The sequence below is a fragment of the Streptomyces sp. NPDC054047 genome (assembly GCF_055585065.1).
Map to the genome: position 1 here is coordinate 453,211 of NZ_JBVJKV010000006.1, position 10,276 is coordinate 463,486.

The following is a 10,276-nucleotide window of genomic DNA, read 5'->3' on the forward strand; positions in this document are numbered from 1 at the left end:
CAGGCCCCGGCACGGGCCCGCGGGCCGGCTCCCGTGGCAGGTGCGACGTACCGACGCATCGGTGCCTCCCGACCACCCAGAAACCTTGATCAGCAGGCGGAGACCATGGACACCGAGCACGACTGGATCACCACTCCCATCACCGCGGACCTCCTGCGCGGCGCCCTCGACCTGGAGCAGACCGCGCACGGCGTCCTGCCGCACCGGCTGCCCGCGCGGGCCCGCGCCCAGTGCACCGACGGGCAGCTGGCCATGGCGGAGGCCCAGCCCTCCGGCGTACGGCTGGTGTTCCGCACCCGGGCCACCGCCGTCGAACTGGACACGCTGCCCACCAAGCGCGTCTACGTGGGCGCCCCGCCCCGGCCGGACGGCCTGTACGACCTGCTCGTCGACGGCCGCCCGGCCGGTCAGGCGGCCGTGAGTGGCGGCAACACCCTTACCGTCGACATGACCACCGGTTCCACCGAGACCCGGTCGGGCCCGGTCGGCAGCCTCCGCTTCACCGAACTGCCGGACGGCACCAAGGACATCGAAATCTGGCTGCCGCACAACGAGACCACCGAGCTCGTCGCGCTGCGCACCGACGCGCCCGTCGAGCCCGTGCCGGACCAGGGCCGCAAGGTGTGGCTGCACCACGGCAGTTCGATCAGCCATGGCTCCGACGCCGCGAGTCCCACCGGCATCTGGCCCGCACTCGCCGCCTCCCTGGGCGGTGTGGAACTGATCAACCTCGGCCTGGCCGGCAGCGCCCTGCTCGACCCGTTCACCGCGCGCGCCCTGCGGGACACCCCCGCCGACCTGATCAGCGTCAAGATCGGCATCAACGTGGTCAACGCCGACGTGATGCGCCTGCGCGCCTTCGGCCCCGCCGTGCACGGCTTTCTCGACACCATTCGCGAAGGTCACCCCAGCACGCCGCTGCTGGTCGTCTCGCCCATTCTGTGCCCCATCCACGAGGACACGCCCGGCCCCAGCGCGCCGGACTTCTCCGCCTTCGGCGAGGGGCGGCTGAGTTTCGTCGCCATGGGCGAACCGGAGGAGACCGCGAGCGGGAAGCTGACACTCGGCGTCATCCGGGACGAGCTGGCCCGGATCGTGGAGCAGCGGGCGGCCGAGGACCCCAACCTCCACTACCTCGACGGCCGCGACCTGTACGGGAAGGCCGACGCCGCCGAGCTGCCGCTGCCCGACCAGCTCCACCCTGACGCCGCCACCCACCGCCGCATGGGCGAACGCTTCGCCGAGCTGGCGTTCAAGGCCGACGGTGCTTTCGCGGGCTGAGACGCCGCCCGCACCACGTGACCCGGTCTCACACGTGACCCGGGCTCGTGCGTGCCCCGGCCTCACACATGACTCGGTCTCACACGTGACTCGGCCTCGTGCGTGACCTGGTCTCACACGTGACTCGGTCTCACGCGTGACCCGGGCTCGTGCGTGACTCGGTCTCACGCGTGACCCGGGCTCGTGCGTGACTCGGTCTCACGCGTGACCCGGGCTCGTGCGTGACCCGGTCTCACATGTGCCCCGGTCTCAGCCGAAGTCCGCGCGTGCCTTGGCGCCTTGGGTGAGAAGCCACTGGACCATGTCGTCGGCGTCCTGCGCGCGGGCGATGTCCAGGGGCGTCATGTCGTCGAAGCCGATCCAGTTCACGTCGGCTCCCTGCCGCAACAGGCGTTGCGCGGTGGGGAGATGACCGCCGTGGCAGGCGCCCCAGAAGGCGCTGGTGATCGCGGACGCGGTGGGGGAGTCCGGGGCAGCGAGGAAGGCCTCGACCTGGTCGAGCAGGCCGAGCGTGGCCGCGTCCTGCAGGTCCGCCCGGGCCCCGTGTTCCAGTAGCCTGCGGGCCGCCCGCCACTGACCGAAGCCCCGCGCGTCGGCCAGCGGGGTGCCGCCGCCGATGACGGCGCCGGAGGCCTCGATGTCGGCGCCCGCGGCGATGAGGGCGTCCAGCGCGGTGACGTCGTCGTTGCTGGCGGCCCAGTGCAGCGGCGTCTCGGTGTGGGCGCCGACGAAGCGGGCGTCGGGATCGGCGCCCGCCGCGATCAGGGTGGTGATGACCGCCTCGGCGTGGGGGTGATGGCCGGGCCAGTCGGTGGCGATGTGCAGCAGGCTCCGTCGGCCCGCGGCGGGACCATCCTGGCTGATGCGGCTGGTGGCCAGCTTCGGGTGGTCGGCCAGAAGCTGACGCAGAGCGGGGACGTCGCCCTTCCGGATCGCCGCGGTCACTGAAATGGCCAGCGGATCGCGGGAGTCGAGGATGTCCATGGCGGGTGAGGCCTCCTGCTCGATCGCTCTGGTCCAGACCTATTGACGGAAGGTCTGGACCTCTTTACGGTGTGGCCCGTCGCACCACTTACGTCTCCAGGCACCACAGTCCAGGAGGTAAGCGTGTCATCCCGAACCTCTCCCCATGCCCTCATCCCGCGCCGCGCGCCGTCCCGCCTCCTCGCGGTCGGCCTCGCGATGGCCTTCGCCGTACCGCTGCTCGTAGGCGCCGCGCCCAACCGTGGCACGGCGCCGCAGGAGCACCAGGACATCACCCGAGCCGCACAGGCACAGGGCACTCAGAACGCCCGGGCCGAAACGTGCGCTGTCAAGTCGAAGCCCGCGGGGAAGGTACTGCAGGGCTACTGGGAGAACTGGGACGGGGCCGCCAACGGCGTCCACCCGCCGTTCGGTTGGACTCCGATCACCGACACCCGCATGCGCGGCCACGGCTACAACGTGATCAACGCGGCGTTCCCCGTCATCCGTTCCGACGGCACCGTCCTGTGGGAGGACGGCATGGACTCGACGGTCAAGGTCGCCACACCGGCCGAGATGTGCCAGGCCAAGGCAGACGGCGCCACCATCCTGATGTCGATCGGCGGCGCGACGGCGGGCATCGACCTCAGTTCGAGCACCGTCGCCGACCGCTTCGTCGAGACCGTGGTGCCGATCCTGAAGAAGTACAACTTCGACGGCATCGACATCGACATCGAGACCGGCCTCGTGGGCAGCGGCAACATCAACCGGCTCTCCGCCTCGCAGGCCAATCTCGTCCGCATCATCGACGGCGTCCTCGCCCGGATGCCCGCCAACTTCGGCCTGACGATGGCCCCCGAGACGGCGTACGTCACCGGAGGCAGTGTGGCGTACGGCTCGATCTGGGGCACGTACCTCCCCATCGTGAAGAAGTACGCGGACAACGGCCGCCTCTGGTGGCTGAACATGCAGTACTACAACGGCAGCATGTACGGCTGCTCCGGCGACTCCTACTCCGCTGGAACCGTCCAGGGATTCGTCGCGCAGACGGACTGCCTGAACAAGGGTCTCGTCGTCCAGGGCACCACGATCAAGGTCCCCTACGACAAGCAGGTCCCTGGCCTGCCCGCACAACCCGGCGCGGGCGGCGGCTACATGGCCCCGAGCCTGGTGACGCAGGCGTGGAACCACTACAACGGCGCGCTGAAGGGCCTGATGACCTGGTCCATCAACTGGGACGGCTCGAAGGGGTGGACCTTCGGCGACAACGTGAAGCGGCTGCAGAATCGCAGTGCTCTCAATTAGCCTCATGGACGCGTCAGTTGGGGTCGTGTCCGCTCTTCGGCCGGCGATCTGAGCGCGGCGGTCGGCGCGCTGAGTGCGGCGGCCGGCGAGCTGAGTGCGGCGGTCGGGGAGCGGGTCGATCGCCTGGTCGGCGGCGGTAAATGCGTATGACGCCGCAGGTCGGTGTGCATAGGATCACCGGCATGACGATGCGGCTTGTTCAGATTGCGATGAATGCTCGGGACGACTCCTCGCTCGGCCGGTTCTGGGCCGACGCGCTCGGCTGGAGCGCCTCCGTCGAGGTACCCGGCATCGTGACCAACCTCGAACCGGAGGGCTTCTCCTATCCCGATCCCTCCGCCGTCGTCATCGACGTCATCACCGTCCCGGAACCCAAGACGGTCAAGAACCGCGTGCACATCGACCTCGCCACCACCTCCCCGGCCCATCAGGCGGAGTTGGTCGCGCGCCTGAAGGACCTCGGCGCGACGCCCGTCGACGTGGGCCAGGGCGACGTCCCGTGGACGGTCCTGGCCGACCCGGAGGGCAACGAGTTCTGTGTGGCGGAGCCCCGGGAGATCTACCGCGACGCCGGGCCGATCGGCGCGGTCGTGGCCGACTGCGCCGACCCGCGGGCCATGGCCCGATTCTGGGACGCGGCGACGGACTGGACCCTGCACGAGGTCACCGACGACCACGCGACGCTGCGCTCCGCCAAGGGCGTCGGCCCCTATCTCAAGCTCCAGCGCACACCCGACACGAAGACCGTCAAGAACCGCGTCCACCTCGACCTGCGCCCCTACCCCGGCGACGACCGAATCGCGGAGGCGGCCCGGGCCCGGGCTCTGGGGGCCGCCGACATCGACCTCGGCCAGGGCGACTCGCCGTGGACGTGCCTCGTCGACCCGGAGGGCAACGAGTTCGACATCCTCGCTCCGCGCTGACGCGTAGCCTCGACGCCCCTTCGACGCGCCCCGACACGTCAGCACGCGGGATGTGGTGACCGGCGTCACACCCCGCTCCTGTCAGCAATCGGGGCGCTGTCTCGTTCAAGCGGCACACGAACGAGACAGGAGCAACGCCATGAAGCACCGCATCGTCGTACTCGGCGCCGGATACGCCGGGGCCTTCGCCGCCGGAAACCTGGCCCGCAGGCTCTCTCCCGCCGACACCGAGATCACGGTCGTCAACGCCGTGCCCGACTTCGTCGAGCGGATGCGGCTGCACCAGCTCGCGAGCGGCCAGGACGTCGCCTTCCGCAAGCTGGCCGACGTCTTCGCGGGCACCGGGGTCCGGCTGCGCCTTGCGCGCGTCACCGGCGTCGACCCCGAGCGCAGGAGCGTCGCGGTGACCGGCGATGACGGCGACGGCGAGCTCGCGTACGACACCCTTCTCTACGCGCTCGGCAGCTCCGTGGCCCACCAGGGCGTCCCCGGAGTGGCCGAGTACGCCTTCGACGTGACCGGCCGGTCCTCGGCGCTGCGGCTGCGCGAGCGCCTGGCAGGCCTGGGCGAGGGCGCCACCGTACTGGTCGTCGGTGAGGGGCTTACCGGCATCGAGACCGCCACCGAGTTCGCCGAGTCCCGGCCCGACCTCTCGGTCGCGCTCGCCGCCCGCGGCGAGCTGGGCGCCTGGCTCTCGCCGAAGGCCCGCCGCCACCTGCGTCAGGCCTTCGACCGGCTCGGCGTCACCGTCCACGAGCACACCGGCATCGAAGCCGTCGAGCCGACGCGGGCGGTCGCCGCCGACGGCAGGTCGATCCCGGCCGACGTGACCGTGTGGTCGGCCGGGTTCGCCGTGCACCCCATCGCGGCCGCGAGCGGCCTTGAGGTCGCCGAGAGCGGCCAGATCGTCGTCGACCGCACCATGCGCTCGGTCTCGCACCCGGACGTCTACGCCGCCGGTGACTGCGCCTACGCGATCGGCGAGAACGGCAGGCCGCTGCCGATGTCCTGCGCATCGGCCGGCTTCACCAACATGCAGGCGACCGCCGCGATCATCGCGCGCCTGACGGGCGGCGAGATCCCGACCGTCGGGCTGAAGTACTACGGCAACCACATCAGCCTCGGGCGGCGGGACGCCATCTTCCAGATGGTGGACGGGGGCGCCCGGTCGAAGTCCTGGTACCTGGGCGGCAGGACGGCCGCGCGGCTCAAGGCGGGCGTGCTCAAGGGGGCCGGTTTCGGCATCGCCCACCCGACGTTCGGCATGCCGAAGCGCAGGCGCCGCCTGGTCACCGCACCCGACCGGACCGGTGTCAGGGTCGCCGCATAGGCTGCTCCGCATGGACAGCGCAGCCCTCGATCGGTTCGAGGCCAGCCGAGGTCGGCTGGCCTCGCTCGCGTACCGTCTGCTCGGCTCGGCCGCCGACGCCGAGGACGCCGTGCAGGACACGTTCCTGCGCTGGCAGGCCGCGGACCGCGCACGGGTGGAGGTGCCGGAAGCGTGGCTGACCAAGGTCGTCACCCACCTCTGCCTCGACCGGCTGCGCTCGGCGCAGGCGCGCCACGAGCGAGCGGCCGGAGCCTGGTTGCCCGAGCCGCTCCTGGAGGGCGACCCGATGCTCGGCCCCGCCGACACCTTCGAGCAGCGCGAATCGGTGTCCTTGGCCGTACTGACTCTGTTGGAGCGCCTCGCGCCGGTCGAGCGGGCCGTCTACGTCCTGCGTGAGGCCTTCTCGTACAGCCATGCCGAGATCGCCGCGATCCTCGACATCACCGAGTCCGCCAGCCAGCAGCATGTGCACCGGGCCCGGATCCGGGTCGCCGCCGAGCGCCGCCGTGGCGGCGAGGCCGACCCCGCCTCCGCGCGCCGCGTCGTCGAGGAGTTCCTCGCCGCCGCCACGTCGGGGCGCACCGAACGGCTGGTGGCGATGCTCACGGCCGACGCGACCGCGGTCTCGGACGGCGCAGGACTGGCCAGGCGGCTGCTGCGGTACGACACGCGCGAGCGCATCGCCTCCCTCGTGCGGGCCGGCTTCAGGCCCACGCCCGCCAAGCGGCGGCTGGCCGGCGGCTCGCCCGCGTTCCATCTCGCGCCGGTCAACGGCTCCCCGGCCGTCCTCGCCGTGGTCGACGGCCGGGTCGTGGGCGCCGTGGTGTTCGAAGTCAGTGACGGCAAGGTCGCCTCCCTGTGCGGTATCGCCGCGGCGGACCGGCTCGTGCGCCTCAGCGAGGCCTGGGGGCAGCACGAGCCGGGTGCGCCGGTCGTCAACGCATGGTGACCTGAGCCTGGTTGGCCCTGGCTGCCGCTGTCCGCGGACCGGACCCCGTGCTCACCGCCGGGCGCCGGATTCGGCCGTCGGCAGGTAGCGCGGTGCTCGCCAGGCCTTCAGCCGGTGCTCCACCGCGGCCCCCAGCGACAGAAGCTCGGCGTCCTGGTGGTCACCGGCCATCAGGAGCATCCCGACCGGCAGTTCGTCCACGGACCCGGCGGGCACCGAGAGGGACGGATAGCCGGCGACGGCCGCCGGTGTGGAGGACGGGATGACGTCGTTGTCGCCGCGCGCGCAGTCGGTCGTCCAGGCGGGCGGGTTCGTGGGCGCGGCGATGGCGTCCAAGTGGTGGGCGGCCATGGTCTGGTCGAGGGAGCGCCGCGAGAGGTCCTTCAACTCGGCGCGCATGGCACGGTACTTGGGGTCGGTGGTGGGCGGCGCGGCCAGTGCCTGCTCGAACAGCTCCTGGCCGGCGAAACAGGCCTGCTCCTCGGGACGGCCGCGGTTGAACTCGATCAGCTCGGCGAGGTCGCGGGGCCCTTCGCGCGTGCCGAGGTAGGCGTCGATGTCCCGGTGGAACTCGCTGAGCAGCGCCGGGAACTCGAGCTCGGCGAGTCGCGCCTGGTACGGGGGTGTCACCTCGACGACCACGGCTCCGGCCTTGCGCAGCTTCTTCGCCGTACGGGTCATCACCGCGTCCACCTCCGGTCCCAGCGAGGGCAGGCGCCACAGTCCGATCCGCTTGCCGCGAAGGCTTGTTCGCTGTTCGGGCGCCGCGTCCTCGGCCGGGCGGCCACGCGAACTCTCGCCCCCGCTCAGCACCGAGAGCGTGAGCGCGGTGTCGATCACGTTGCGTGCCATGGGCCCGGCCGTGTCCTGCTCGGCGGAGATCGGCACCACGCCCGACCGGCTGACCAGGCCGAGGCTGGGCTTGTGGCCGACGACGCCGTTCATCCCGGCCGGGCACACGATGGAGCCGTCCGTCTCGGTGCCGATCGCCACCTGCGACAACGACGCGGCGAGCGCGGCGGCCGAGCCGGAGGAGGAACCGCACGGGTTCCGGTCCAGGACATAGGGGTTGTTGGTCTGCCCGCCCACCGCCGACCAGCCCGATGTCGGCTTGGCCGCGCGGAAGTTGGCCCACTCGGACAGGTTGGTCTTGCCGAGGATCACAGCGCCCGCCTTGCGCAGCCGGGTCACCAGCGCGGCATCGGTGGCGGGCGGGCTCCCGGCGAGTGCGAGTGACCCGGCCGTCGTCGGCATGTCGCGGGTGTTCACGTTGTCCTTGAGCAGAACGGGGATGCCGTCCAGTGGCCCGAGGGTCTTGCCACGCCGGTGCCTGGCGTCGCTCGCGTCCGCCTGGCGCAGGGCCGTCGGGCTGGTGCGCAGCACCGAGTGAATCCTGGGATCGACGTTCTCGATGCGCCGTAAGTAGGCCCGGGTCAGCTTCGCCGAGGTCAGCGAACCGTGCGCCATGCGCGCCTGCAACTCCGGAATCGTGGCGGTGTCCAGGTCGACTCCGGGTACGAGAGATGACCCGGTCGGCGGCGACGAGCTGTCGGTGCCCTGCCTTGCGTCCTGCGCACCGGCATGCGGTACGCCCGTCAGAAGGGACCCCGCGACAAGGGCGGCGGTCAGTGTGGCCATGCTCTTCTTCCCCATGCGGATCAGCCGACTACACGGGCGGCGTCCGGCGCAAGGGTGCGGTCTTGCGGAGAGCGTGGCCGCTCCGGCCCGCCCATGGCGGGGCGGGCCGGGGGAGGCGCCCCGCGGGTGAAGGCGAAGGCGTGCCCGGTCAGCTGCCGTGTGCGGTGATGGCGTAGCCCTCGGGGCCGAGGAAGGTGAACATCCGGCCGAACGGGCCGTCCTGCGGGGTTGTGACGATGGGCGTCCCGGCGGCCTGGAGGCGGTCGTGGAGAGCCTGGGCGTCGTTGGTCCGGAACCACAGGGCGACGCCGAGGCCGGGGCGCTCCACGCTGTCGAGGTCCACGCCGGGCAGGGGCTCGCGGACGGCGAACGGTACCGGCTCGGTGCTGAACACCACGGCGCCAGGGGGTGAGGCCGGGGCCCGGCGCAGGCCGAGCTGTGTCTCGAAGAAGGTGGCGGCCGTGTCGACGTCGCGCACCTGGAGTGCGATGAAGTCGGGCCCGGTGACGGAAACGGCGGTGGTCATGGGGGCTCCTCAAACATGCTCGATGTCAGGACTTTGACATAAGGGAAGGTAGGTGTGTGCGCTCACCTATGTCAAACTCCTGACATGAGTGATGGGACAACCCCCGACCCGATCCCGGTCCCCGACATGACGGAGCCGGTCCTCGACGTGACCGAGCCGGTCCCCGACGTGACGGAGCGACTGGGTTACCGCCTCAAGGGCGCCGCGGCCGCCCTGCGCGGTGCGATGGACAAGGCCCTGCGCGAGCACGGACTGACCGTGCCGCAGTACGCCTGCCTCGAACTCCTCGACCAGCAACCCGGGCTGTCCAACGCCGAGCTGGCCCGCGGCACCTTCGTCACCCGGCAGTCCATGAACGTCGTCCTGCGCGGACTGCAGGACGCCGGCCTGATCATCCGCGCGACCACCACTGACCACGGCCGCGCCCTCCCCGCCCACCTCACCGAGGAGGGCCACCGCCACCTCGCGGCGGCACGCACGGCCGTTTACACGATCGACCGGCAGATGACCGACGCCATCCCCCCGAAACGCCTCGCGGCGCTGCTGGCGGACCTGGACCGCCTGACGGCGACACTCGGCGGGTGAAGCGGCCCGAGGCCGGTCACGGCCAGTCGACGAGACGGGTGAACGGCGGATACAGGGCGAGTACGGAGAGGGGAGCGAGCGTCGCCAGGAGCGTGCGGCGGGCGGCGTGGCGTCGGCGTCGCGGCAGGGACCAGGCGGCGAGCAGCAGCACCGCGGGAATGACGAGACCGTAGAGGAAGACGGTGAACGCGGTGTCGAAGCTGGGGCTGAAGCGGGCCGCCTGCGCCTGAGTGCAGGAGTCGCAGGACATGGGGGAGAGGGCGGCGCCCACCAAGGCGAAGAAGGCCGTGGGGAGGGTGAGCAGGGTGGAGAGCAGCGGGCCGATCCAAGCTCGCCGAGCGCGATCGCTCGGTGCGTCCTGTGTCGTACACATGACCCGACAGCAGCGCGGGGCCGCTCCAGCAAAAAAGGCCGCCCCAGCAAAAAGCTGGAGCGGCCCGCTTCAGAGGCACGCCTCTGAGATGGCACCGACGTGCGCCTGGTCGGCGCGGAGGCCGGGAGTGGCTCCCGGGACCTCCGCGCGACCTGGAGCAGGAATCAGTACTGCTCGGTCTCGACGAAACCGGCGTCCGCGGCGTCCGCGTCGTCCGTCGCGGCGAAGGTGTCGACCGCGGCGATGGGGTCGAACCCGGGCGGGCTGTCCCTGAGCGTGAGGCCCATGCCGTGCAGCTTCGCCTTGATCTCGTCGATCGACTTCGCACCGAAGTTGCGGATGTCGAGCAGGTCCGCCTCGGAGCGGGCCACGAGCTCGCCCACGGAGTGGATGCCCTCGCGCT

Annotated in this window: 11 protein-coding genes; 6 read left to right on the forward strand and 5 right to left on the reverse strand. The window is 71.4% G+C overall.

The annotated features are described in order from the left end of the window. Window positions 1-105: 105 nt before the first annotated feature. Window positions 106-1,281, forward strand: coding sequence for a GDSL-type esterase/lipase family protein (locus ACZ6ZP_RS24470; protein ID WP_351164445.1), 1,176 nt, complete (start codon window positions 106-108; stop codon window positions 1,279-1,281). A gap of 249 nt (window positions 1,282-1,530) precedes the next feature. Here the strand turns inward: ACZ6ZP_RS24470 and ACZ6ZP_RS24475 are convergent, their stop codons facing one another. Next, on the reverse strand, window positions 1,531-2,265 hold the full coding sequence (locus ACZ6ZP_RS24475) for an ankyrin repeat domain-containing protein (RefSeq protein ID WP_469408366.1): 735 nt from the start codon (window positions 2,263-2,265) through the stop codon (window positions 1,531-1,533). Window positions 2,266-2,463: 198 nt separating this feature from the next. Here ACZ6ZP_RS24475 and ACZ6ZP_RS24480 point away from each other — a divergent pair, with 198 nt between their 5' ends. From ACZ6ZP_RS24480 to ACZ6ZP_RS24495, 4 genes are all read left to right on the forward strand, one after another. After that, window positions 2,464-3,549, forward strand: a complete 1,086-nt coding sequence (locus ACZ6ZP_RS24480; RefSeq protein WP_469408392.1) for a chitinase — start codon at window positions 2,464-2,466, stop codon at window positions 3,547-3,549. A gap of 182 nt (window positions 3,550-3,731) precedes the next feature. Next, window positions 3,732-4,472 carry a VOC family protein gene (locus ACZ6ZP_RS24485; RefSeq protein WP_469408368.1) on the forward strand — a complete coding sequence of 247 codons (741 nt, stop codon included), beginning with the start codon at window positions 3,732-3,734 and terminating at the stop codon, window positions 4,470-4,472. A gap of 139 nt (window positions 4,473-4,611) precedes the next feature. Beyond that, on the forward strand, window positions 4,612-5,802 hold the full coding sequence (locus tag ACZ6ZP_RS24490) for an NAD(P)/FAD-dependent oxidoreductase (RefSeq protein WP_366464886.1): 1,191 nt from the start codon (window positions 4,612-4,614) through the stop codon (window positions 5,800-5,802). A 10-nt stretch (window positions 5,803-5,812) separates the two neighbouring features. Next, window positions 5,813-6,751 carry a sigma-70 family RNA polymerase sigma factor gene (locus ACZ6ZP_RS24495; RefSeq protein ID WP_351164450.1) on the forward strand — a complete coding sequence of 313 codons (939 nt, stop codon included), beginning with the start codon at window positions 5,813-5,815 and terminating at the stop codon, window positions 6,749-6,751. A 51-nt stretch (window positions 6,752-6,802) separates the two neighbouring features. Here ACZ6ZP_RS24495 and ACZ6ZP_RS24500 read toward each other — a convergent pair whose 3' ends face one another. Then, the gene (locus ACZ6ZP_RS24500; protein WP_469408370.1) at window positions 6,803-8,389 is read right to left on the reverse strand and encodes an amidase; all 1,587 of its coding nucleotides are present in this window, start codon (window positions 8,387-8,389) and stop codon (window positions 6,803-6,805) included. A 148-nt stretch (window positions 8,390-8,537) separates the two neighbouring features. After that, a complete protein-coding gene (locus tag ACZ6ZP_RS24505) occupies window positions 8,538-8,915 on the reverse strand; it encodes a VOC family protein (RefSeq protein ID WP_469408371.1) in 378 nt (125 codons plus the stop codon). Window positions 8,916-9,041: 126 nt separating this feature from the next. Here ACZ6ZP_RS24505 and ACZ6ZP_RS24510 point away from each other — a divergent pair, with 126 nt between their 5' ends. Further along, window positions 9,042-9,500: a MarR family winged helix-turn-helix transcriptional regulator gene (locus tag ACZ6ZP_RS24510; protein WP_351164495.1), complete on the forward strand. Its 459-nt coding sequence runs from the start codon at window positions 9,042-9,044 to the stop codon at window positions 9,498-9,500. A 16-nt stretch (window positions 9,501-9,516) separates the two neighbouring features. Here the strand turns inward: ACZ6ZP_RS24510 and ACZ6ZP_RS24515 are convergent, their stop codons facing one another. Then, window positions 9,517-9,873: a hypothetical protein gene (locus ACZ6ZP_RS24515; protein WP_469408373.1), complete on the reverse strand. Its 357-nt coding sequence runs from the start codon at window positions 9,871-9,873 to the stop codon at window positions 9,517-9,519. A gap of 164 nt (window positions 9,874-10,037) precedes the next feature. Next, window positions 10,038-10,276, reverse strand: a 239-nt coding sequence (locus tag ACZ6ZP_RS24520) for a DNA-directed RNA polymerase subunit alpha C-terminal domain-containing protein (RefSeq protein WP_351164454.1), incomplete at its 5' end; no start/stop codon positions are given.